At 37.0% G+C, this 25,517-nt stretch carries 17 protein-coding genes, 1 pseudogene and 1 riboswitch; of the genes and pseudogenes, 8 read left to right on the top strand and 10 right to left on the bottom strand.

What is annotated here, in order from left to right:
• Positions 1–107 precede the first annotated feature (107 nt).
• Both R3333_RS01930 and lysS read right to left on the bottom strand, forming a co-directional pair.
• Positions 108–395, bottom strand: coding sequence for a hypothetical protein (locus R3333_RS01930; RefSeq protein ID WP_318956889.1), 288 nt, complete (start codon positions 393–395; stop codon positions 108–110).
• Between the two features lie 350 nt (positions 396–745).
• Positions 746–2,449: a lysine--tRNA ligase gene (gene lysS, locus R3333_RS01925; protein ID WP_413468665.1), complete on the bottom strand. Its 1,704-nt coding sequence runs from the start codon at positions 2,447–2,449 to the stop codon at positions 746–748.
• Positions 2,450–2,677: 228 nt separating this feature from the next.
• Between lysS and asnB the strand changes: the two genes are divergently transcribed.
• Positions 2,678–4,588, top strand: coding sequence for an asparagine synthase (glutamine-hydrolyzing) (gene asnB, locus R3333_RS01920; protein ID WP_318956887.1), 1,911 nt, complete (start codon positions 2,678–2,680; stop codon positions 4,586–4,588).
• 244 nt (positions 4,589–4,832) lie between these two features.
• A complete protein-coding gene (locus tag R3333_RS01915; protein WP_318956886.1) occupies positions 4,833–6,545 on the top strand; it encodes an AIPR family protein in 1,713 nt (570 codons plus the stop codon).
• Between the two features lie 37 nt (positions 6,546–6,582).
• Here R3333_RS01915 and dusB read toward each other — a convergent pair whose 3' ends face one another.
• Positions 6,583–7,578 carry a tRNA dihydrouridine synthase DusB gene (gene dusB, locus R3333_RS01910; protein WP_318956885.1) on the bottom strand — a complete coding sequence of 332 codons (996 nt, stop codon included), beginning with the start codon at positions 7,576–7,578 and terminating at the stop codon, positions 6,583–6,585.
• A gap of 214 nt (positions 7,579–7,792) precedes the next feature.
• Positions 7,793–7,898, top strand: a riboswitch (TPP riboswitch).
• A 64-nt stretch (positions 7,899–7,962) separates the two neighbouring features.
• Between dusB and R3333_RS01905 the strand changes: the two genes are divergently transcribed.
• From R3333_RS01905 to R3333_RS01890, 4 genes are all read left to right on the top strand, one after another.
• Complete coding sequence (locus R3333_RS01905; protein WP_318956884.1) at positions 7,963–8,661, top strand: thiamine phosphate synthase; 699 nt, start codon at positions 7,963–7,965, stop codon at positions 8,659–8,661.
• Positions 8,658–9,419: a thiazole synthase gene (locus tag R3333_RS01900; protein WP_318956883.1), complete on the top strand. Its 762-nt coding sequence runs from the start codon at positions 8,658–8,660 to the stop codon at positions 9,417–9,419. The genes R3333_RS01905 and R3333_RS01900 overlap by 4 nt, the downstream gene beginning before the upstream one ends.
• Positions 9,420–9,437: 18 nt before the next feature.
• Positions 9,438–10,544 carry a 2-iminoacetate synthase ThiH gene (thiH, locus tag R3333_RS01895; protein ID WP_318956882.1) on the top strand — a complete coding sequence of 369 codons (1,107 nt, stop codon included), beginning with the start codon at positions 9,438–9,440 and terminating at the stop codon, positions 10,542–10,544.
• Between the two features lie 317 nt (positions 10,545–10,861).
• A complete protein-coding gene (locus R3333_RS01890) occupies positions 10,862–12,067 on the top strand; it encodes a redoxin domain-containing protein (protein ID WP_318956881.1) in 1,206 nt (401 codons plus the stop codon).
• Between the two features lie 59 nt (positions 12,068–12,126).
• On the opposite strand, the gene R3333_RS01885 is transcribed toward R3333_RS01890, so the two are convergent.
• The 3 genes from R3333_RS01885 to R3333_RS01880 all read right to left on the bottom strand — a co-directional run bounded on the left by R3333_RS01885 (position 12,127) and on the right by R3333_RS01880 (position 14,301).
• Entirely contained in the window at positions 12,127–13,185 is a 1,059-nt protein-coding gene (locus tag R3333_RS01885; RefSeq protein ID WP_318956880.1) for an AI-2E family transporter, read from the bottom strand.
• Positions 13,186–13,307: 122 nt separating this feature from the next.
• Entirely contained in the window at positions 13,308–13,559 is a 252-nt protein-coding gene (locus R3333_RS14635) for a DUF2752 domain-containing protein (protein WP_413468664.1), read from the bottom strand.
• 58 nt (positions 13,560–13,617) lie between these two features.
• The gene (locus tag R3333_RS01880; RefSeq protein ID WP_318956879.1) at positions 13,618–14,301 is read right to left on the bottom strand and encodes a YqaE/Pmp3 family membrane protein; all 684 of its coding nucleotides are present in this window, start codon (positions 14,299–14,301) and stop codon (positions 13,618–13,620) included.
• A gap of 708 nt (positions 14,302–15,009) precedes the next feature.
• On the opposite strand from R3333_RS01880, the gene R3333_RS01875 reads away from it, so the two are divergent.
• A complete protein-coding gene (locus tag R3333_RS01875) occupies positions 15,010–16,572 on the top strand; it encodes an LTA synthase family protein (protein ID WP_318956878.1) in 1,563 nt (520 codons plus the stop codon).
• Here R3333_RS01875 and R3333_RS01870 read toward each other — a convergent pair.
• Both R3333_RS01870 and leuS read right to left on the bottom strand, forming a co-directional pair.
• Complete coding sequence (locus R3333_RS01870) at positions 16,538–17,398, bottom strand: glycerophosphodiester phosphodiesterase (protein ID WP_318956877.1); 861 nt, start codon at positions 17,396–17,398, stop codon at positions 16,538–16,540. The genes R3333_RS01875 and R3333_RS01870 overlap by 35 nt on opposite strands.
• Positions 17,399–20,212 (bottom strand): leucine--tRNA ligase, encoded by a 2,814-nt coding sequence (gene leuS, locus R3333_RS01865; protein ID WP_318956876.1) that lies wholly within the window; start codon positions 20,210–20,212, stop codon positions 17,399–17,401.
• A gap of 588 nt (positions 20,213–20,800) precedes the next feature.
• On the opposite strand from leuS, the gene R3333_RS01860 reads away from it, so the two are divergent.
• Positions 20,801–22,801 carry a T9SS type A sorting domain-containing protein gene (locus R3333_RS01860; RefSeq protein WP_318956875.1) on the top strand — a complete coding sequence of 667 codons (2,001 nt, stop codon included), beginning with the start codon at positions 20,801–20,803 and terminating at the stop codon, positions 22,799–22,801.
• Positions 22,802–22,883: 82 nt separating this feature from the next.
• Here the strand turns inward: R3333_RS01860 and R3333_RS01855 are convergent, their stop codons facing one another.
• Positions 22,884–25,049: a PKD domain-containing protein gene (locus tag R3333_RS01855; protein ID WP_318956874.1), complete on the bottom strand. Its 2,166-nt coding sequence runs from the start codon at positions 25,047–25,049 to the stop codon at positions 22,884–22,886.
• Positions 25,050–25,163: 114 nt separating this feature from the next.
• A pseudogene (locus tag R3333_RS01850) lies at positions 25,164–25,517 on the bottom strand (hypothetical protein); the annotation flags it as partial.

Raw genomic sequence — 25,517 nt, 5'->3', positions numbered from 1 at the left:
ATACAAGCACAATAACGAAATAGTGGTAAGTATGAGTGCTATATTTGCCCTAACCTCAGACATATTCATCTTTCCATCCTCCTCTGTATAAATTTCCTTTGGAAGCTCTACTTCCTCCTTACTTTCGGATGTTTCAGAAACCGGAGAACTAAGTTCCTTCCTGGATCGTGCAATGAATCTTGCTGTTCTTTCTTGCGATTTTGACTTTCTTGAATTTGTTTTTCAGCGCCTTCCTTTTCTTCTTGCAATTCAGAGGAAGCTCTGTATTTCTTTAGTTTATGATGAATACGGAATTTACCCTTGGTATATTTTCTTTTATTGAATTCTGGCGTAGTTCCACAACCAACTAATAAGCAAGAAAAAATGGTAATGATAAGAATGTTTAGCTTTTTCATGATTAGGTTTTTTTAGGTTTCTTATTTGTAAAAGTAAAGCCACTTCCCCAATAAAAAAATGTGGATTCTCGCAGGTAGCTTATTCTCTAGTTTTACTATAAGATTTCAATTCCCATACAGAACAGCATCTTTTCAACCCCAAACAGGGATAAAAATGGCAGCTCCCCAATAGCTTGTTTTTAGTAAGCAAAGTGCTACAATTACGACCGGAGGAAGTGAGGGTAGCACATATTGCGACTTAAACGAGCTCTTGGGGACTATAATGATTAGCCCGGCCGTTTGCCAAAATATGAGCCATAAAAAAAGTCCGACACCAAAGGCATCGGACTTTCTCTTCTTTATCTTGAGGATTATACCAATTCGATTGTCAATTGATCTTCTTCCTTCGTTACTTTAGTTAAACCGTGTTTTGCCAAACCTTTCACTCCTTTATCCCACTGCTTGTTAGATAAACCAGCTTGTTCTTTCAATACGTTTAAGTCCATTTTTTGCTGTTTCGCAAGTAAGTCAAAAATCAACTTTTCGTTTTCATTCAACTCAGGACCTTTCTTTGCTCCAAAAACCTCAGGTCTCATTTGCGGGAAGAACAATACTTCCTGAATTGCTGGATTATTGGTTAAGAACATGATTAATCTGTCCATACCAATACCTAAACCAGATGTTGGTGGCATACCGTATTCCAAGGCTCTTAAGAAATCTTGATCGATAAGCTCTGTTGCTTCGTCATCTCCTTTTTGTGCCAAACGAACTTGGTCTTCGAAACGTTCTCTTTGATCGATAGGATCGTTCAACTCTGAGTAAGCATTTGCAATTTCTTTACCACAAACCATTAACTCAAAACGCTCTGTAAGACTTGGGTCTTCTCTGTGTTCTTTACACAATGGCGACATCTCTTTCGGGTAGTCTGTAATGAAAGTTGGTTGGATGTAGTTTCCTTCACATTTCTCTCCGAAAATCTCATCGATCAATTTACCAACACCCATCGTATCGTCAACAGCTATTCCCATTGATTTACACGCTTCTCTTAATTCATCTTCCGTTTTACCTTTGATGTCGAAACCTGTAAAGTCAATAATAGACTGACGCATAGTAACACGCTTATACGGCGCTTTGAAATCTATTTTATGCTCTCCAAATGTAGCTTCTGTTGTTCCGTTTACTTCCATTGCACAGTGCTCTAATAAACGCTCTGTGAAATCCATCATCCAGTTGTAATCTTTGTAAGAAACGTAGATTTCCATGGCTGTAAACTCTGGGTTGTGTGTTCTGTCCATCCCTTCATTTCTGAAGTTTTTAGAGAACTCATACACCCCGTCAAATCCACCACAAATCAAACGCTTTAAGTACAACTCATTGGCAATACGCATGTACAAAGGAATATCCAATGCATTGTGGTGCGTAATAAATGGTCTTGCCGCCGCTCCACCAGGGATAGACTGTAAAACTGGAGTTTCAACCTCCATATATCCTGCATCGTTAAAGAAATTACGCATCGCCGTAAACAACTTTGTACGCTTCACGAAAATTTCTTTTACTTGTGGATTTACCGTTAAATCAACGTAACGCTGACGGTAACGCAATTCAGGATCTGTAAACGCATCGTGTACCTTTCCATCTGCATCCGTTTTTGGAAGTGGTAATGGTTTTAAAGATTTACTTAACAAAGTAAAGTTCTTTACCATAACCGTTGTTTCACCAACTTGCGTTTTAAACACCTCACCTTCAACTCCTACGAAGTCACCAAGGTCTAGTAATTTCTTAAACACATCGTTGTACAAGCTTTTATCTTCTCCCGGACAAATTTCATCACGGTTAAAGTACACTTGAATTCTTCCATCTGCATCTTGAAGTTCACCAAAAGAGGCCTTTCCTTGAACCTTTCGACGCATTAATCTACCCGCAATTACAACCTTTTCTCCCTCAGTATAGTTTTCCTTAATCTGAGCAGATTTGTGCGTAACAGGGTACAGTGCTGCAGGATATGGGTTGATCCCTAAATCCCTCAATTTATTCAACGTTTCTCTACGCTGAATCTCTTGATCTGAAAGTTCAATAACACTCATTTGATAATCTTTTAAATACAATTATGTATTAGTCGTTTTTAACAATTTGCAAAGATAAGTCATAAAAATGAAGTGAGAAGTCTATCTCCTTGGATAAATGTGGAAAGCAGATGAAATTTAACGGATTGTAAGCTGGGAGTCTGTAGAAATTTCAATTTTCGGCGAAAAATCTATGCGATTCCTAACATTTTCATCACCATCCCCTATATTTACCCTCATATGTGTGGTTTCGCAGCTTTTATAGATTATTCTCAAAAAACAGACTTGAACACCCTTCAAGCCATGACCCGTACCCTCCACCATCGCGGTCCGGACGGAGAAGGTTTTGAGCTCATTCAAAAAGGGAATTTCAGCCTGGGTTTGGGACATAAAAGATTGTCCATTCTAGATCTTTCTGAGGCTGGAAAACAACCCATGCAGCACCAACATTTGCGAGTGATTTTCAACGGGGAGATTTATAATTTCGAGGAAATCAATAAAGAATTGACAGTACTAGGCCATAGCTTTAGATCACATTCTGACACCGAAACCTTATTACATGCTTACGAAGAGTGGGGTGCAAAATGTCTCGAGAAGTTTATCGGAATGTTTTCTTTTGTAGTCTTCGATGAAAAACAAAATAAAATCTTTGCCGCCAGAGATAGAGCTGGAGTAAAACCCTTTTTCATTTATGAGAAAGATGGACTCATGCTACTTGCTTCAGAACTGAAAGCTTTTCACCAACACCCCCTATTTGAAAAGGAAATAGACACCAATGCACTGGCTGCTTTTATGCAGTATGGAAATATCCCTTCGCCTCATTCAATTTTTAAAAAGGTAAGAAAATTAGGAGCAGGTGAGTATTTATACCTCGACTTAGCAACAAAAAAAATAGAACAAAAGAAGTATTGGGACATTTACAACTATTACAATCAACCCAAGAAAAACATAAGCTTTAAACAAGCGAAGGAGGAAACAAAAGCGCTGTTAACCTCTTCTTTTCAATATAGAATGCGCGCCGATGTTCCCGTGGGAATTTTCTTGAGCGGTGGTTATGATTCGGCCGCGGTGACTTCGATTTTACAAGCCAACAATAGTCAGCAGCTGAAAACTTTCACCATAGGTGTACCTGACATAGGCCTCAACGAAGCTCCTTATGCCAAAGAAGTTGCCAACCATCTGGGTACAGACCATTACGAATTCCAATGCACCGCCAACGAAGCCTTGGAGTTAATTCACAAATTACCCTATCATTACGATGAGCCTTTTGCAGACAGTAGCGCTTTGCCTACAATGTTGGTCAGTAAAATGGCCAGCGAACATGTTACGGTAGCCTTAAGTGCAGATGGAGGTGACGAAATTTTCGCAGGCTACAACCGCTACGATTACCTTTTGAAAATGCTTCCTAAATTGGAGAAGCTACCCCGCTTTGCTGGTAAAACCATGGCCAACATCATGGATCTTATTCCCTCCAACGCCATCCCTGTGCTTAAACACAAGTACAACTTTCATAACCGTTATGAAAAGATGAAAGGGATATTGAAGAACCCGGATGCGGAGTCTATCATGCTAAGTTTGAGTCAGCAATTTACAGACGACCAAGTACAACAACTTTTAAAAGAAAGAGTGACTACTTTGGACACGCTTTATACGAGCAAGGCCTTGAAAAAGGAACACTTCTCGCCCTTGGCCTACATGCAAGCCATAGACTTCAATACTTATATGTTAGACGACATACTTACAAAAGTAGATAGAGCTACCATGTTTGCCAGCATAGAAGGAAGAGAACCTTTGTTAGACCATAGAATAGCAGAATATGCGGCCCAATTACCAGATGATTTTAAATACCACAAGGGTGTCAAAAAGCACATTTTAAGAGAAATCGTACACGACCATATTCCTAGGGAAATGATGGAAAGACCCAAGCAAGGTTTTGCCATTCCCATTGCAGAATGGATGTGGAAAGAATTAAAGGAGCACGTCAATCATTTTATCTCTGAAGAAAAAATTACCCAACAAGGCTTCTTCAATTGGAGCGCAATAGAAAAACTAAAACGCAATTTCTACGCGGGTAAAAAAGAACTCGATTTTAAAATGTGGTATTTATTGATGTTCCAAATGTGGTACGATGAATGGATGGAGGCAAAATAAAAAACGCAGTTTTTCACCGGGCTTTCCGCTATAGTTTTCAAACTAAAAAGACATTCAACTAAAATACAAAAGGGCTACCCGTGGGCGCCCTTCTCTATTAAATTTCATTTGTCTTTCTATCTTAAAAAGTGCCGCTGCTATCCCTTTTTGGATACAATTGATATTTTATTGTTATTATTATCCCTTATTCTCTTTAAAGATATAAAAAAGAGGATAAATTTCATTTTAACCTTAAACCAGATAAATGGCAAACATTAATGACTTTAAATTATTGAATATAAAATGTAGATCTTACTTTGATATTCTAGAGCATGTTCTTGATAAAAATATTGAGCCCCCAACAGATATTCATAAAGATAGAATTGGATTTTATCTTTTAATGTTAGAATCTGTATTAAATATAAAAGACATTTCAGAAATTGTAAACCTAATTACAGATAAAGAATTTAACCAATTCGTTTTTAACAAGGGAGAAGAGGATTATGGTGTCGATGCTATTCACATAGATGAAGAAGAAAATTACATAAATTTTTTCAATTTCAAATTTAGAGAAAAGTATAATCCTAATAAGGAACAAAATTTAAATGAAACATTCCTATCCACAAAACTAACCAATGCAATAGTCGCTGGTGATTTATCTCTTTTATCTGGAAAAACTAAAAAAATTGCAAAACGAGTAATTGAAAAATTGAATGGCCGAGAAATTTGGAAACTAAGATTATATGTAATCAGTAATGAATCCAAAGAGCTAAATGTCGATTCTATGGAAATAAATCAACTAAAAAATTTGTATGATTTTGAAACGATAGCAATCGGTTTAGATTCCATTACCGAATCTATGTCTATAAGGCCTGAATCAATAAATTCTACGCTGCATATTGATAAAGATTCAATTTTACCTTTTTCAGAAAGCAGTCTATCATCCTCTAAGTCATATGTAATCAGAATTACAGCGTCGGACTTAATTAGGATTACCTGTAATGATAAAAGCCTCCGGGATGATTATAAAATGGAAGATTTTTCACCATTAGCAAATACAAAAATGGACTTTAACTTACTATTCGATAATGTTCGAGGGTTAATAGTTAAGTCCAAATTCAATAATGGAATTCTTGAGACATTAAAAGATGAGCCAACAAAGTTTTTCCTTTTCAATAATGGCTTAACTATAACGGCAACAGATATTAAATCTGAGGATACAAATGCTAATAAAAAAGTTAAAATTACAATAGAAGATTTTCAAATTGTTAATGGAGGACAATCATTAAGAACCATTCATCATTTTAATCAAATGGATGAAGAAAATATTACCAAGTATCTTTCTCAATGTCAATTGTTATTGCGTGTTTTTAAAACAGCTAACGATAGTAAAGTAAGAAATAAAATAGCTCAATTTACAAATAGTCAAAATGCCATATCTAACATAGATTTAAAATCTCTGAATGAAGAACAATTACAAATTGAGCAATTCCTAGATACAGCAGATATAATATATGCCAGAAAAACTGGTGATACAGGGATTAATCCTTCTAAAAATTACAAATACAAAATTAGTATGGAAAAGTTAGGTCAAATTATGTTTTCCATTCAAGGCTTTCCCGAAAAAGCCTCTAACCAAAAGAAACAAATATTTGACAAATATTATTTTCAAATTTTTAAAAGTGAAAATTTCGATTTAACCAAAACACCTGAATTTGTTAAGAAATATTTCGAAATCAAATCTATATATGAATCTTTGAACATATATAAAGTATCTGATCAAAAAATATTCTACATTCTTTACCTAGAATATTTAATGAATGGGAATATTAAAGAAAAAATTGATTTGTTTGAAAACCTACTTAAAAACTATAGATCAAATGAAGAAATTTCGGATGCTAGAAAACTAATTAACACAAGATTTAAAGAAGAGTTGGACGAGAAAATATCGAATCTCGCTGAAGTAGTTGCTAATTAGATAAAATGAGGGCTTCGTTAAAAAAGCCCTCATTTTATTATACTAAGGTTTCTACCCCTGCAAACTTCACTTCAACTTCATCTAAAATCGCTCTGATTTCATCCAAATTAAAAGAAGTTACCAAGCGAGTACGGTAATCTTTAAAGTGAGGAATTCCTTTGAAGTAATTCGTATAGTGACGTTTCATTTCAGCTATTCCCAAAGTTTCACCCTTCCATTGGATACTCATATCCAAGTGTTCACGTGTTATGGCTACACGTTCTTTAATGGTAGGTTTTGGCAAATGTTGTCCGGTTTTCTGGTAGTGCTTTATTTCATTAAATATCCAAGGGTATCCTATACTTGCTCTACCTATCATAATACCATCAACACCGTATCTATCTTTGTATTCAACTGCCTTTTCTGGCGTATCTATATCTCCATTTCCAAATACAGGAATGTGCATTCTTGAGTTATTTTTCACTTCAGCAATCAAACTCCAGTCTGCTTCTCCCTTGTACATTTGCTTACGCGTTCTACCGTGAATAGAAATCGCTTCAATTCCTACATCTTGTAAACGCTCTGCAACTTCAACAATGTGTTTAGAGTTATCATCCCAACCCAAACGCGTTTTTACAGTAACAGGAAGCTTCGTCGTTTTCACGATCTCCTCTGTCATTCTAACCATTTTGGGGATGTCTTGCAAAATTCCTGCTCCTGCACCTTTACACGCCACTTTCTTTACCGGACAACCGTAGTTAATATCAATGATATCAGGGTTGGTTTGCTCCGTAATTTCTGTAGCACGCTTCATACTTTCAATGTCGTAACCAAATATCTGAATCCCAACAGGACGTTCGTATTCAAAAATATCCAGCTTCTTCACACTCTTAACGGCATCACGAATCAATCCTTCAGAGGAAATGAATTCTGTGTACATTAAATCAGCTCCGTTTTTCTTGCACAAGGCTCTAAAGGGCGGATCACTCACGTCCTCCATGGGTGCCAACAATAATGGGAAATCTCCTAATTCTATGTCGCGTATTTTTGCCAAAGTCTTTGTATTTGAGGGGGCAAAGTTACAGATTTTATTAGGAACCAAGAAAAAGAATTGAAAACGCGTGTTTTAAATGACAAGTTTCTGAATTTCAACATGATTTCAGGGATTCTTTCCTTAGCCAATCTACGCAAAACATTAAATTCTTACATCTTTAACTATTTGCATCCCACAACGCTTTGCCATCTCCAAAACAACTCCTAACTTTGTATCAAACTTTTAGGGGTGTCTTTTACTGAGTTTCAGTAAAATTCTGAGAAATACTCTTCGAACCTGAGGCAGTTAAGGCTGACGTAGGGAAAAAGTTCAACAGTACTTGAGGACCCTCAAGTTTGCTGCGGTGCTTTTTTAGAAGAATACTCCTAATGTAAAGAGCAAATTATGTTACCGCGCATACAATACATTACACATCCCAACGAAGATTTTCAAGATTTATCTTGGGTAGATCGCTTGTCTGAAGGAGGTATTAAATGGATACAACTGCGTATCAAGCAAAATCATTTCGAAGCGCGCCATCCCGAACAAGATTACAAAACTTTCTTCACAGAAACGCTTTTCGATTTGGCAGAGAAGTGTAAGACATTGGGTGTTGTTCTTACGGTAAACGACCACTACAGTTTTGCAATCAAAAACAATGTAGATGGCGCTCATGTTGGTAAAGAGGATGAAGCTCACAGCACAGTAAGAACCTTTTTAGGCGAAGACAAAATCATAGGGGCTACCGCCAATTCAATAGAAGATATCTTGAGCTACAATTTAGAATTGTTGGATTACATAGGCTTAGGTCCTTACACCTTTACCACCACGAAAGACAAAGAAAAATTAAGTCCTTCTCTAGGAAGCAGAGGTTATAATACTTGCTTGCAGATCATGAAGGCGAAAAACATAGACACACCTGTTTACGCCATTGGAGGAATTGAATTGGAAGACATTCCCCAAATCATGCAAACTGGCGTTTACGGTATTGCAATTTCTGGATGCATACACAATGAAAAATTTGATGTGGCACACATTCAAAAATTTGTAGATTTAGTAGAACAGAATGTGAAGCAAACTTCACCATTAACGGAAAGAAAATGAAATTAGGAGACATAGAAATACAATCGCGTTTATTTACGGGAACTGGAAAATTTAGTAGCAATGCCGTAATGGAAGAAGCTTTATTGGCCAGTGGTTCTGAATTGGTAACGGTTGCTTTAAAACGTGTGGATGTTCAAAATGAAAATGACGGAATTTTACGTCATTTGAACCATACGCAATTCAACTTATTACCGAATACTTCAGGGGTAAGAAACGCTAAAGAAGCTGTTTTTGCGGCAGAATTGGCAAGAGAAGCTTTGGAAACGAACTTGGTGAAATTAGAAATTCACCCCGACCCAAAGTATTTAATGCCAGACCCAATTGAAACCTTGAAGGCTACAGAAGAATTGGCTAAAAAAGGATTCATTGTTTTGCCCTACATTCATGCAGACCCTGTTTTGTGTAAACATTTAGAGGACGCAGGAACAGCTGCGGTTATGCCTCTGGGAGCGCCAATTGGTTCTAATAAAGGGGTACGAACGCGTGATTTTATTGAAATTATCGTAGACCAATCGAGAGTTCCGGTAATTGTTGATGCAGGTTTGGGAGCTCCTTCTCACGCAGCAGAAGCTATGGAATTAGGTGCTGATGCTGTATTGGTAAACACAGCTATCGCTGTTGCAGGAGACCCTGTGAAAATGGCGATTGCCTTTAAACAAGCGGTAGAAGCAGGAAGAATGGCCTACGAAGCAAAATTGGGTGGTATTCAAAATACAGCCGTTGCGAGTAGTCCATTAACAAGTTTCTTAGAAGATTAATCTTAAAATCCAGGTCAAATGTTCAAAGAGGAAGTAAACAAAATAGATTGGGACCAAACCAAAGCCAGCATTTATGGTAAAACTGCCGCAGATGTTGAACGTGCTTTGCGCAACCCTAAAAGAGATTTGGAAGATTTCAAAGCCTTGATTTCTCCGGCAGCCGCTCCTTATTTAGAGCAAATGGCCGCCTTGAGTCAGCAATTAACCCAAGAGCGCTTTGGAAAGACCATACAGATGTACATTCCAATGTACTTATCCAATGAATGTCAGAACATTTGTACCTACTGCGGATTTAGTTTAGATGTTAAAATCGACCGTAAAACACTTACAGATGAGGAGATTTTAGCCGAGGTTAAGATTATCAAATCTATGGGCTACGATCACATTTTGATTGTTACCGGAGAAGCTAACAAAACTGTAGGAGTTGATTATTTCTTAAATGCCATAGAACTCATCAAACCTTACTTTTCTCATATTGCCATGGAAGTGCAACCGCTCGATCAAGAAGATTATGAAAAATTGATTGCTGCAGGTTTAAACACTGTTTTGGTCTACCAGGAAACTTACCACAAAGACGATTATAAAATTCACCACCCGAAAGGAAAAAAATCTAACTTCGATTACCGTGTAGATACACACGACAGGTTAGGAAAAGCAGGAATTCATAAAATGGGACTCGGTGTGCTTTTCGGTTTGGAAGATTGGAGAACAGACACTTTCTTCTGTGCTTCACATTTAGACTATTTAGAGCGTACATATTGGAAGACCAAATACTCTATTTCTTTCCCACGTTTGCGCCCTTGTGCCGGTGGAATTGAATTGAAATCGGTTATGACAGATAGAGAATTGGTACAATTGATTTGTGCGTATAGAATCTTTAACCAAGAGGTAGAGTTGAGTATGTCTACCCGAGAATCCGAAACTTTTAGAAACAACATTATAAAACTCGGAGTTACCAGTATTTCAGCTGATTCTAAAACAGATCCAGGAGGTTATGCTAACCCTGAGGTGAATTTGGAGCAATTTGAAATTGACGATAAAAGATCTACGGAAACCTTTATAGAGGTGATTAAAAAACAAGGCTACGAACCTGTTTTCAAAGATTGGGACTTGAGTCTACAATAACAAACTTAAAAAGTGATACGCAATGAAGGTGTATCACTTTTTTTTGGTCTAATCATTTCCTATTAATGCAGGCTACTTGTTGGGGCAAAATCAAACAGGGACAGCAATGGCAGCGCCGCAAAAAATGAAGTAGTGGAACTTAACCAAAGGGGTACGACCAACGGAAGTGGACCTGAGGTTTAGTGACACTTCTGAATTTATTGGGGACTAAAATGAATGGCCCGGCCGTTTGCCAACTCCTTAGCTTTACAAGTCATTCTAATTTTACAAGCTCCTTTCTACTTATCAAAAACCACTTTTTTAACATCTTTGCAGCCATGAAAAAATTGCTAGGAATTTTAGGAATCTGCCTTGCTATCAATGCAAGTGCACAGTTGGAAATAGGGGCAACAGCACCGGAAGTACACGTAGATCATATTTTTAATAAGGCGGACAATGTAGTACCTACTTTGGAACAGTTAAAAGGAAAATATGTAGTGTTAGATTTTTGGGCAACTTGGTGTTCTCCATGTGTGGCGTCTTTCCCTAAAATGGACAAATTATATACTGAGTTTAAAGATCAAAACGTTCAGTTTTTAGCCATAAGCACAGAGAAATTGGCAAAGGTGGAAAACTTTGTAAACCATACTGATTACAACTTTTGGATAGGAGTAAACGAGAGCAAAGAAGACTTTAAAAACTATAAAATATCAGCTATTCCTCAAGTTTATGTAATTGACCCTCAAGGTAAAATAATACATCAGGCCCATCATTTAAACAAAGAAGAATTGGTTGAAATCTTGGAAAAAGGAAAGTTAGAACAAGCGGCAACAACGGGTGAAGAAAAAGAAAGTGTGCTTCCCTACCGAGGATTTTTAGCGGGAGAAGATCCTTTGATTCGCACCGCTTACTTTTTAGAACACGGGAATAATAAGAATATGCCTGCAGTGTATGAGCAACATATTTTTAGACCCTCTTTGGCAGAACGCTATTACGGCAACAGAACTTCTTTTAAAGGAGACACAGCCAAAGTTACCTTCCACGGCGCTACGCTTTCGCAGATCGTTTCTGTGTTGTTTGAGCTTCCATCTGAAGTATATGTTAATGATCTTGTACAAGACTCAACTTTATACGATTTGGTGTATTACTCGACTTCTGCCGACAAAAAAGCAGCCTTACAAGAAATTAAAGAAGGCCTAGAGAAAAATTTAGGAGTACAAGTAAATTGGGAAAAGTACACTGCGGTACAAAATGAGTTTTCTGTAGAGCAGTTACCAACAACGGCAATTCACAAAGACAGTGTTGTTGAGGGAACGTATTACCTATATACGCCATTCCCGGTATTCTTAAAACACTTAGAAAACAAAAGTGGTGAAGTCTATACGATGAAGGACGAATACTTACATTACACGCTTTTAAATAAAGATATGGATAGAGGTAAACTATATAAAATGACAGCAAAAGAAATTGAAGACTATTTGATAGCGGCTGGTTTTGCCATCCATAAGGGAGAAACAAAAATCAAGCGTGTTTCTATCCAATAAGAATTAAAGGTTAATACCAAAAAAAGCCCCTCAGCAGCAAATCTGTTGAGGGGCTTTTTTTATTTCTTCAACTTAATGGGCGCCTTAAACTCTGGGCCAGAAAGTAAACTTCCTATCTTTTTAGTATTTGGAAATTCATCTAATATTATCTTGATGAATACTGTAATTGGGATAGACATGATCATACCTGGAATTCCCCAAATGAAGCCCCAGAACATTAACATCACCAAAATTGCAATTACGTTTATAGAGAATGATTTCCCCATCATTACAGGTTCTATTATCCCTCCAAACAAGGCTTGTACTCCTGTTATTACTAATACAAAGAAAAGTAAAGTTCCTGTTGGATCTAATTCTACCAAAGCAAATATTGCTAAACAAACCACCGAAATAATAGATCCTATCATTTGTACGAAGTTGATGAGGAAAGCAAATAGTCCCCAAAAAATTGGAAAACTTACATCAAAGGCTATACAAGCTAAACTAAAACCAATACCTGTAAACAAACTCACCAAGAATTTCACTTTCACAAAGGTGATAAGTTCACTTTCTATTTTCATAAAAGTCTTTACCGAAGTAAACTCATTACGGATTACAAAATCCTGTAGCAGCTTCTGAACATTGATGGATTCTGCTAACCAAAGTACCGTAAAGAAAATGGTTGTTAAAGTCATGGAAAGCAAATTAGACACAGCACCAAAAGCACCTCCCAATTTACCTGCAAAATTGAACTGCTCAGCTACATCTTTCAAGGCAGCTTCTTTAGAGCTTACTTCCATTCCTAGCATTTCTTGTCCGGAAGTAATTAAATAAGCTATTTTCTCTTTGGCCTTTGCAAAGAATTCTGGATCTGCATTTCTAATTTCTCGTGATGCTAAAGCGAAAATTTCCACTCCCGCGTAAATTACTCCTGCAAATACAATCAAGGAAATTACGATAGATAGTACTCTATGAATCCCTTTGTTTCTCAACCATCTCATTAAGGGTAAAAACAACAAAGCAATGAACATAGAGAAAACCAAAGGAACGAAAATGAAAGACAAAACTTTCAGTAGATAAAAACACAAGGCGATTACTATTACTAACAGCAAACGGTTGGTCATTTTTAAATCTTTCATTTGAGCTGAGTTTTAATTCTTAGTATTGGTTCGCAAAAGTAGACTTTTCTGGGTATTAATGCATTGTCTACATTAAGTTTTACAACGAAAAAATTGAAATTAAAACTTAAAACGACAAGGTTTTATTTGAAGGCAGACTGATAAAACTTCCTGGCATAGTAAAGCCAAAACAAAAGGAGTAAGGGAAGTACAATTATGATGAGTTTATTATAATCCCAAGAAGCTTGAAAATCTAAGTGAATGGCGTGTTGAACGCTACGTGTTATTCCGCAACCGGGGCATTCTTTATTGAAGAGTAGTTTGGAAGGACATATACTTTGTCCCTCATCGAAATACGTGGCTGGTAAAAAAAGCAAAAGTAAAGGGATGCACATCCAAACAACAAACTTGATTTTTCTGTACATCCCTTTTTCTAATTAATTGATAAATCTATTACGCATTTTTGTTTACGACGATAATCGCGTGAATGATACCTGGTACCATACATAAAATACAAAGCAAAAGATTTAGTAAAACCTGACCGATGTCCCAGTTCGTAACAATCCCTACCGCTAAAAATGGAATTAATACAGCTAAAACATATAATAAGATCAATTCTGTATCATCTGTGAAAGAAGAGCTAGCCTCCTCTTTATTTTGACTGACATCCATGGCAGCAACATCTTTCGGAAGATCCTTATCTGCTAAGGCTTTTTCGATTTTATTTACAGCAGCTTTTGCAATTAACTTGTCTTTTAAGCTTGGCTTGATCTTCTCATTTACCTGTTTCTTTTCACGGTTATTAACGGGAGTTGTTGTTTCCACTTTTGTTTCAGCAACTGGCGTCATTTCAGAATTTTCTAACGCTATATTTTCTGTTTTATCCGTAGTTAACTCAACCTCTTTCACGGGTAATTTGAAATCAAAATCTTCTTGAGTTGTAGGTGTGTTTTCAGTTTTCGCAACCAATTCCTCTTCATGAGTTCCTTTGGTTCTTTTAAACTTCGTTGATTTTTTAACGTGCCATCCTTTGGTGTATTTTCTTTTTTGAATACGGTTGTTATTAACAACTTCATTAGATGTTGAGCACGACGCAAGAACAATGGCTGCTAATGCGATTAAAGTGGTTCTTTTCATAATAATAGTTTTAATTCAAATCGGAATTTACTAAAAATGTGCCAATTTTTGGGAATTTGTACTTTTTCGATTTATTTCCGTTCCTATGCAATTCAAAAGAAACATATTCAGGCTATTGTATCAAAGCGTTGAATTTCCGAACCCTCCTTTCAAGGGAAAATTTTCCGCTCTTAGAAGTATCTACAATTAATCTTATTTTTGTGCGTTAGTAACATGCAAAAAAAACTCACCTAGTTTATGGTGCCCAAGACCCTTAAAAACTACATACTGAAATTTTCAAAGACCTATTTTCAGATTTTCCTTCCTTTATCTCTTGCTTTTATTTTTGCGCGCACTGTAGAATTTTTATTTCTCATTAACAGAGGTTTCACGTACCACAACATTTTAAGAAGTTATAGCTACGCCATAGAGTTTGACCTTATACTATTTGGCGTAATTGGATTAAGCATATTCCCTTTATCCCTGCTTTTAAAAAAAATATCGATCAAAATATTTAATAATTTCCACCTGATTTTTGGAAGTTTACTCATACTACTCAACACACTTTTTACCAAATTCTTTTTAAGCTCACATTATTTACTGGACATCTCGATATTTAGCTTCAGTTGGGAGGAGATAAAGTTGATCATTTCGGGAGACCAATTTGTTTTATTTAGCCTGTCAAGCCTTACCTATCTAACAGGAATAATAGCGGGAGTTATTTACGTTGTGAGTTTTAAAAGTATCTCGAAGAAAGAAAAGTTAAATCATTACTTCCCTTTGGCTTTCTTTATCATACTTTCTGCACTGTTCATCTTTCGCATGGATGTTAACCCACACCACAACAGTAAATACAGTTATTACGAAACAAAACTTCACAGTTCAAAAATTACACACTTTTTGAGCAGTGTAATAGAGCATTACTCTAAGAACGATCAAGCGAACGTTGACTACATCACATTAATAAAGAATTATAGGGAACACACTGAACAGGAAACAACCTCATCTTTTCTAGCTTTTCCATTTTGCAAGAAATTGGATACAAATAGGAATGATGTATGGAAACCCTACATTCACAGAACAGACTCTATGAACATTGTTATGATTTACCTCGAAGGTATGTCATCCGAATTTATAGGAGATTCTTCGAAGTACAGAGGAGGAACACCTTTTTTAGACTCCTTAGCTAAGAAAAGTTTATACTGGCCCAACATGTTAAGCATTACAGACCGAACTCATGGCGTTTTTGCTGCAACTTTAGGAGGGTTACCTCACGGATACGAGCGCGGTTTTCTTAATTTAAAGAATTACCCCTTATTTCTTTCGCTTCCCCATTTATTACAAAAAAGGAATTACAACTTCAATTTCTTTTATGGCGGAGATGCTTATTTCGATAGTTACCTAAGGTTCCTTAAAAAATTGAATTTCTCAAACATTGTAGACCTTGGATACATGGAGAAGAATTATCAACTCAAGGGAAACAATACACCCGAGAAATTCTCTTGGGGTTTGCATGATAAGAAGGTGGCTCAATCGTACTTTAGGTTCATGGATGAAAATACAAATACTCAGCCTTATTTCAATCTGTGGTTAACCTTGAGTCTCCATTCACCCTTCGATATTCCAAACAAAGCACATTATATAGAACGCACCAAAACTCAATTCGAGCACCTCGGCTCTGGTTTTGTTGAATATAATAAAGACGTACTTTCTTCTCTATGTTATACGGATGATGCACTAAGAGCATTTTTTGAAGACTATAAAAAACGTGAGGATTACAAGAACACCGTATTCATTTTAATGGGTGATCATGCCGTATTAAACCTTAACAATACCGATGTACTCGGATTATACAACGTCCCATTAATTGTGTTTTCCCCTTTGCAAAAAGAAGTCAAGACCTTTCATGAAATTATTTCGCATTGGGATATACCACAGAGTTTGATGGAGTTAATAGACAAAGATTTCAACAAAAAAAACCTGATGGTTAATTGGCTTGGAGCAGGCATGAAGTTTTCTCAAAAATGCAGTGCTTCAGAACCTATTTATTTGGGAACATTTAAAGGAGACCTTTATGGTGTATGTTGGAAAGACTACCTACTCATGCACGATAAACTCTACCATATCCATGGTGATTTTGAATTAGAAGAAGTTGAAAATCAAGAGATAAAACATAGCTACCAAGCGCTTTTATCTGAATATGAATTATTGAATAGTTATACGATAGAGCAAGAGAAAATATATCCTTTGCAAGCTATTATTTCACTAAATGAGGATGGTCAACTTGAATAGCAAAAGGCTCTAACGCCTTCGCTTTCATCAAAGCACTAGAATCTGCAATTGTCCACAACTGCACTTCCATACCCTGCTTTCTTGCCTTTTGTAGTAAACTAAAATTCAAACTTGTATCTGCTAAACTACAAGACACTCCATCCAATCCCTTCTCTGTTGCTTTATCCAATTTTTCTTGAAAATTTGAATAGGCCAATAAATGACATCTCACTTGGGGATGGTCTTCTTTCACCTGCTCCAATATATAGGTGTAATCAGTTTCTAGAATAAGTTGATGGGTGATATTATATTTTTCAAAAAGGAAATCTAGGTGTTTAGCCATATCGTCAAAGTAGGCTTCATTGGCACTTGACCCTTCAAAACAAGCTTCAGCAAAATACCCCTTAATATCCAAGGAAAGCGTTTTATCCCTGTACTCACTCTGGGACAAGAGTTGAAAGACCTCCTCTAGCGTACACAGACTATCTTCTATACCTTCTCTACATTGTCTTAACTCGTGCAGATATACATCCTTGCTTTTTGGTACACAGATTTGATGTGCTAGACTATCGCAAAAATAACTGAGTAAGGCATCGTGGTAGACCCATATGGTTCCATCTTCACTCATTTGAATGTCAATTTCGCATCCGTCAAGTTGATTTAGGCCATTGCGAATAGAAGCTAAGGTATTTTCAATCTTACCCTCTTCTACATGAGCACCACCTCCTCTATGACCTAAAACAAGATTGGTGGCAATATACTTCACATTTTCATCTCCCTTAGCGGGGTCTTTACAAGAAGACCCCAACAAAAGGAAAATTATACATGTGATTTGTAGTGCTTTCATTTACACTACTATATTAACTATTCTTCCTGGAACAACAATTACCTTTTTCGGCGACTTACCGTCTAAATATTTTTGAGATTGTTCCATAGCCAACACCTCTTTTTCCACGTCTTCTTTCGACATAGAAGTAGGTAATTCAGCTTTAAACCTCATCTTACCATTGAAACTTACGGGGTAAGCAAAGGCATCTTCTACCAAATATTCTTCTTTGAATTCAGGGAAAGCCGCATAACTAATCGTTCCTGCTTCGTGACCTAATTTCGTCCAAAGTTCTTCAGCAATGTGAGGTGCATAAGGAGATAACAAAATGGTTAAACCTTCTAAAATCTCTTTGTTGTTACACTTCAACTCTGTCAATTCATTCACGGCAATCATAAAGGCAGAAACTCCTGTATTGAAAGAGAAACGCTCCAAATCTTCGTGAATCTTTTTAATGGTCTTGTGTAAAGTTTTCAATGCTTTTTTGTCCGCTTCTCCCTCTGAGATAGCTACATTATTATCTGCATCGTGGAACAAACGCCAAAACTTTCTTAAGAAGTTATGTACTCCGTTAATTCCTTTTGTATCCCATGGTTTTGCCTGGTCGATTGGTCCTAAGAACATTTCGTACATACGCAAAGTATCTGCTCCGTACTTCTCTACCAAATCGTCTGGGTTTTGTACGTTGAATTTAGATTTTGACATCTTTTCAACTTCGTGACCACACACGTAAGAACCATCATCTTCTAAAATGAACTCAGCATCTGCAAATTCTGGTCTCCAATTTTTAAATGCTTCTTGGTCTAATTTATCATTGTCAACAATGTTGATGTCAACATGAATTCTAGTTGTTTGGTGCTCTTTACGCTTTCCGAAGGTCACAAAAGTATTTGTATCCTTGATACGGTAAACAAAACTACTTCTACCCAAGATCATACCTTGGTTAATCATTTTTTGGAAAGGCTCATCAAAAGGAACAAATCCTAAATCATGCAAGAATTTGCACCAGAAACGTGCATATAACAAGTGTCCTGTTGCGTGCTCGGCACCACCAATGTATAAATCTACATTCTGCCAGTACTCTACTTTATCTTTGGCTACAAACTCGTTTTCATTTTTAGGATCCATGTAACGCAAGAAGTACCAAGAACTACCCGCCCAACCTGGCATAGTGTTCAATTCCATTGGCCAAGTACACGTACCATTTTGCTTTTCATTATCCTTCAAAATGTTTTTGTTTGTACACCAGCTCCACGTTTTTGCATTTCCTAATGGCGGCTCACCATCTTCTGTAGGTAAATATTTATCTACTTCTGGAAGTGTAATCGGCAAAAACTCATCCTCTATCATTTTAGGAATTCCATTCTGATAGTAAACAGGGAAAGGTTCTCCCCAGTAACGTTGTCTTGAGAATACAGCATCTCTCAACCTGTAATTCACTTTTGCTTTACCTAATCCTTTTTCTTCAATGGCCGCTATTGCTTTAGCCATCGCTTCTTTCACTTCTAAACCAGATAAGAAATCCGAGTTTGCGATTGTACCTGATTTTTCAGCGTAAGCTCCTTCAGAAATATCAACATCCGCAAAAATGTTTTTAATTTCTATATTGAAGTGCTTTGCAAAGTCGTAATCTCTTTGGTCTCCACAAGGAACCGCCATTACAGCACCTGTTCCGTAAGAAGCCAATACGTAATCTCCTATCCATACTGGAATTTTTTCTCCAGAGAAAGGATGAATCGCGTAAGCTCCGGTGAACTGACCACTAATATTCTTCGTCTCAGACATCCTATCGCGCTCTGATTTTAAACCAGCCGCCTTTTGGTATGCCTCAACTTTTTCTTTATATTCTTCTGTTGTGATTTGAGCTACTAAATCGTGCTCTGGAGCCAATACCATGAATGAAACTCCGTAAATTGTATCTGGACGTGTTGTAAACACTTCGATATTCTCCTCACTGTTTTCTAAGGCAAAACGAACCGAAGCACCTGTACTTTTACCTATCCAGTTACGTTGAATATCTTTGATTGAATCTGTCCAATCTACTTTCTCCAACCCTGTTAATAAACGCTCAGCATATGCTTTAATACGCATAGACCATTGACGCATTAACTTTTGCTCTACGGGATGACCACCTCTTTCTGAAACTCCATTTACGATTTCATCGTTGGCTAAAACAGTACCTAAAGCCGGACACCAATTTACCCAGCTATCCGCCAAGTAAGTCAAACGGTAATCCATCAAAATATCGCTCTGCTGTTTATCATCGAACGCTTTCCACTCTTCAGCAGTGAATTCGATTTCACAGTTGTGCTCTGCATTAACTGTTGTGTTTCCTTCCTTCTCGAACTTTGCAATCAACGCATCAATGACTACTGCTTTATCCGCATCATAATCATAGTATGCATTAAACAATTGTTTAAAAATCCATTGCGTCCATTTGTAATAGGAAGGATCCGAAGTTCTCACTTCTCTATCCCAGTCAAAAGAAAACCCAATTTTATCTAACTGCTCACGGTAACGCTTCAAATTAGCTTCTGTGGTAATTGCAGGGTGTTGACCCGTTTGAATAGCATACTGCTCTGCCGGTAATCCAAAAGAATCATAGCCCATAGGGTGTAAAACATTATACCCCTGCAAACGCTTGTAACGAGAAAAAATATCAGAAGCAATGTATCCCAGAGGGTGACCAACATGTAATCCTGCCCCAGAAGGGTAAGGGAACATGTCTAGACCGTAAAACTTCTTTTTATCCTTGTTTTCCTCTGTTTTGAAAGTTTTGTTTTCTGCCCAAAACTTTCTCCATTTTTGTTCTATCTCCTGAAAATTATACTCCATCTCTATGCGTCTGAATTTTAAGGCTACAAAAATAAATATTAAAATGAAGAAGTACTAAAATATAAGCACTAGTCGTCGCTGTATTTCTATTTGTTGTAGGATACATTTGCCGCCTAATTCTTCATTACTAATTGCGAAGATTTAAAACACAAAGGAGAAATCTCCCCTTTTCATCAACTTTCAATGCCAATTAACAAAGTGTGTAAAACGTTTTAACTACACTTTCTAGTAAAGACAGGAGCTTGATCATCGAAAACAATCCAACTTTGAACTATTTTATTTTGTCATTCAATGTAAATCTCGTATCATTACAGTGACGAAACGCTGTGATTTAGTGACGAAATACTACTACAAATGTGACGAAGGGACGAAATACCCCTTTATCAAACAAGGGTTTTACCCCTGTTAAAGATCAATCACTAATTAAGGTATTTAAACATATATCATTGAAAATAAGAACAATTGGCTTGTACAACACAATAAAAAAAACTACAAAACAGAAACCAATAAAAGGAACCTACATTTTCAACAACTACCGGTAAAAAACACATTAAAGTTCATAAAGACGAATGCTTTGAACCGATGAAAATGAAACAATTAACACTGCTACTCATACTGCTAATAGGAGCTACAAGTTTTTCTCAGAACTACATGCCGAGCTGTCAAACATGGTTCAGGGCTAATGAGAATGTTTACACTTGGTTTGGTCTTACAGCTTTCAATAACAGTTCTGTATTATCTTGGAGTGACAATTCTATGAATCATTGGGATGCCGAAGGTTTATTCTCACTAACGAGTAATCCAAATCCTATTTATTTAAGTTCAGCGGCAACCGATGTGAATTACAACCCTTGTATTGAGTTTGATGGTGTAAATGACAAGTTGGATTTAGGGGATAACTATCCCTTTAGTCAAAACAACGGCATCACCTATTTTGTAGTTGTAGAACCTGAACAAAGCAATAAACCAGAAGCATTTGTATTCGATTTTGGGAGTTATGCCAATAAAGGTTATGGACTTACACATTCTTCGGGTACATCTATTCACTATTCATCAACTGCAGCAGGAAATGGAGGAGCAGTAAGTGGATTAAACCATAACTTTGGAACCGAAGCAGTTATCATAAAATATGAAATTGAATTTGGGGTGGAGCAACGCCTTTTCTATCAAGGTGAATTTTTAGCCAGCGACGCCGCTCCTATCTCTTTACCTAATTTAAATTCTCAAGCCATTGCTGTTCAAAATGCCAACGCTGCCTCCAAAGGACCATTTACTATTGGAAGACAAAGTAAAAACAGTGGATTATCCAACAATAACATTCGCGCATTTCAAGGAAAAATCATGGAGGTAATCGGAATTGAAAAAATACTTTCCGCAACGGAATCTAGAGCCATTGAAAGTTACTTGGCATTAAAATATGCTATTACCTTAGATAATACGGGATACAATACCGGTCTTCCCCTCCTCAATTACATAGCTTCTGATGGCACAAATCTATATAGTGTATATGATGCCAATTACTACAATGACGTAATTGGTATTGGTGTAGATGAGAATATGAGTATTTACCAAAAACAATCTCACACGGCAAATGATGACTTTCGAATTTACATTGGTCAGCTGGCCGCTAATAATTCTTCCAATGGAACATCATTTACACCGAACTCAAACCCAAGTAACATTCAGTATATCGTTAGCGGAAACAATCAAGCTGCAACTTATGCCACTACAAATTCTATGATGGAAAAACCTAGCTCTATCAACAGTAGAGTAGAAAGAGAATGGAAAATAGAGAACACTAATTTTGCCGGTAGTTTTAGTATGGATTTAGAACTTGCTAACTACGCTATTAACAGTGGAGTAACTTTATCTGATCTTCGATTACTAATAGACGACGATGGGGATTTTACAAATGCCCAGAGTTATTCTACTGCGAGTGGAATTAGCTTCGCGTTGAATGGAAATATGCTGACGATTGCTAATATACACGACAGTATTCTTCCCACTAATTCTACCAAATTCATTACCGTAGGTTCCATCGGGGTTGGGACACCTTTAGCGGTGAGTTTGAACTACTTTGAAACAACATACAATGCTAATCAACAACACATACAGTTAGACTGGGAAACATTAACCGAGGTGAACAATGATCATTTCATCATTGAGAAATCAACGGATTCAGAGAACTGGGAGTTAATTGCAAAAATCCCAAGTGCCGGAAACAACTTTAATCCACAGTACTATTCTTACACAGATGATAATTCAGCACCGGGTATTTATTATTACAGACTTTCGCAAAGCTCACTAGACGGAGAACGAACGCCTCTTGAAATTTCTTCAGTAGATGTAATTCAAAATGAAGAAACTGTAGAGCTCTATCCGAACCCTGCGAAAAACTTCATCAGTATAACATCACCAGACATTCAGAACAAACAAATTTCCCTATTAAATGCACAGGGAATAAATGAGAAAAACATAAGCTTTCAACCCAAAAACAACCATACACTTCTCCTCGATATTAGCGCCCTCCAAAAAGGCATGTACTTTGTCGTCATTAATGGGGAAAGTTATAAATTCATCAAAAGATAAAGGTGAATCATTTAGGGAAAATAATGCTGGTCACGAATACTCAATCGATAATCTAAAAGGTGAGTGTCAAAACCTAATCAAGCTACTTGAGCACGGTAATATGACCTAAGCGCTCTTCTCGAACACCATCAGAGTTAGTGAATCTTGCTTTCCAAGTAAAAGTTCCATCCTTCACCATATTACCTTGTAAATTTCTGCCATCCCAACCTGTGTTCTGATCAAAAGATTCATGTACTAATTCTCCCCAGCGATTATAAATCTGTAAAGAAAATTCAGAAATATCATACACTACAATCTTGAATACATCATTTACCCCACTTGCATTTGGCGTGAAAGTATTGGGTGCATAAAGCGTTGTAAGGGGTTGAATATAAACCGACACAAAACTGGAATCCCTACATCCCCATTCGTTGATTAACAATTGATAAGGCCTGTGATACCCACCCTCATGATAGATATGCGTGGTAAATCTATTCGTCGTAAACACACTATCATTGAAATAGTAATAATGCTCTACTCCTTGGTGACTTAAATCTTCGAAAGTAAAGGTATTATGAAAAATATCTGTAACCGTTGGAGTAACGAAAAACGATGAATTTGGTGAAGGCTTAACGTCAATATAGGCTAATTTGGTAAGGGTGGTATCTACGGTACATCCTTCGGTAACTTTAATATTCAAACTCACATCATAGAGTCCAGGGTTGTCATAAGTATGAATGGGATTTTGATGCGTTGAACTTTCACCATCTCCAAAAGTCCAGAAATACTCTATGGGTGCATCTGCAGCTGAACTATCATAAAAAATGACTTGTGCCGGTGCACAATGCAATGCAGGATCTATATAGAAGTTTATGGTAGGTTCCATAAATATGAATACAGAATCGGTATAACTTGCTGTACATCCATTTTCCTCAATTGAATACGTAATAGGAATGAATCCACTCGTATCAAAAACTACTCCGAACACATCTTCTGTTTCCACAGAATCTACATTTGCATGACCGTCAAAGGTCCATAAATACTGCGTCCCTACACCAGAGTATTGTCCCTCCCCTTCAAAATCATATAAATTCCCTGTAATACACATAGAGTCAGGTTGTTCAAACTCATTTGTGATTTCTTCATAAAAATAAAAGGTCTCTACTGTAGTATCTGAACAGGCCCACCCTGGATTAACGATTAGTGTTACTTCGTACATCCCCTCTGCAGGAAAAGTAAATGTAGGTTCAAAACCTGTACTTTGATCTGTAGTTGTACCTGCCACCCCAAAATCCCACTGATAATTAGAACCACCGTAACTTTGATTATCGAAAGTAAAAGTCAACCCATCACAAAAGGAAACAAAACCGGGTGTATTTTCCTGTTCGGTAATGATGGACTCTAAGGTTATATCACAATTGATTACTTTGAACAAAAAATCTCTACGTGTCACTCCTATGAGCACCCCATTTCTATATTCATACGCACACACACCAACAGCATATAAGCCTAAATTTTGTGGACTTGCGGTTAACAAACCACTGGCGGGATCTAAATTGATGGGGCTATTTCCTCCAAAGGGTTGAGCTGCCGAAAAACCACCACTCCAATTCACTGGTGTATAAGGCGGTGCAGAAGCAGGATTTACAACAGGCATAGCACTTGTTCCTCCATGAAAAGGAGTACAAAGTTCATACACTAAGCTGTCTCCATCTGGATCCGTCGCTGAATGATCAAAAATCAACTCATCGTTATTACACACTACCAAAGGAGGAAAATTGTTAAATCGCGGTGAACTATTTGTTAGCGCTCCAAGATTCGGGGCTGGAATATCAGTAGTTAATGTAAGTCCTGTATCGTCTGGCACTAGCAAATTCACAACGTTTGGTCCTCTACAACATCTTTGGTAACTTAGAGTAAAGCCCGAAGTATTATTGGGTAATGTAATTATCGTTTGGTATATCGCTTCCTCTACACAAACGTTATTGGGAGGATTGATACACGGGTTGGTAAACTGTAAGGGTAATACTTGCGACCCAGGAAAGGGTACATCAACTGTGGAAATAATATTTCCATTTCCATCAAAAATGGTAAGGGGTAAAGGATTGTCGTATTGAGCTCCAGTGGAGAAACAATCTCTGTAAAGCTTTATGGTTACCCTATACTGATTCCCTCCCAAATTGTCATAGTAAATTTCACCTCCCACAATGTGCGATGCAAAACTCAGACTCGAAAAGAGTAAGAAAATTAGTATTAGGATAGTCTTCACGGTTAAATGAACGTTAAATTATTGTTTATAGTTGTCCTCAATTGGATTAAAAATAAACAATATGTCAAAGCTTTACACTCTTAACAAGCTGAAAGTGAATTGAGTTATACAACTCTAAGGTTTGTCTTCAAATTTATTACTCAGTAATAGCTCAGGAAACTGCATGGGATTTTCATATTTATACCACATCCCTAACTGCAAACTTTTATAATTGGAAACAATTTTTCCTGAACTTTTATCACTTTCATCAAATGAAACGCCAGGCTTTCCCAAAACTTTTAAGGCATAAGGGTAGTAGTCTCTTTTGAGCACATGGCTGCTGCATACCCCATTGATAATCTCACCGTATAATTCATACATGATTACATGAAAAATCAAATGAACGGCGTCTTCCTTATGAATAAAATTGGTTGGATGCCAGCCTCCTTTTACATCTGTTCTACCTGCAAAATATTTAGCAGGTTGCCT

Source organism: Lishizhenia sp. (assembly GCF_033720595.1).
Taxonomy (GTDB): Bacteria; Bacteroidota; Bacteroidia; order Flavobacteriales_D; family Crocinitomicaceae; genus Lishizhenia.
The sequence above is the reverse complement of the archived record's forward strand: the minus strand, read 5'-3'. Positions and strand labels throughout refer to the sequence as shown.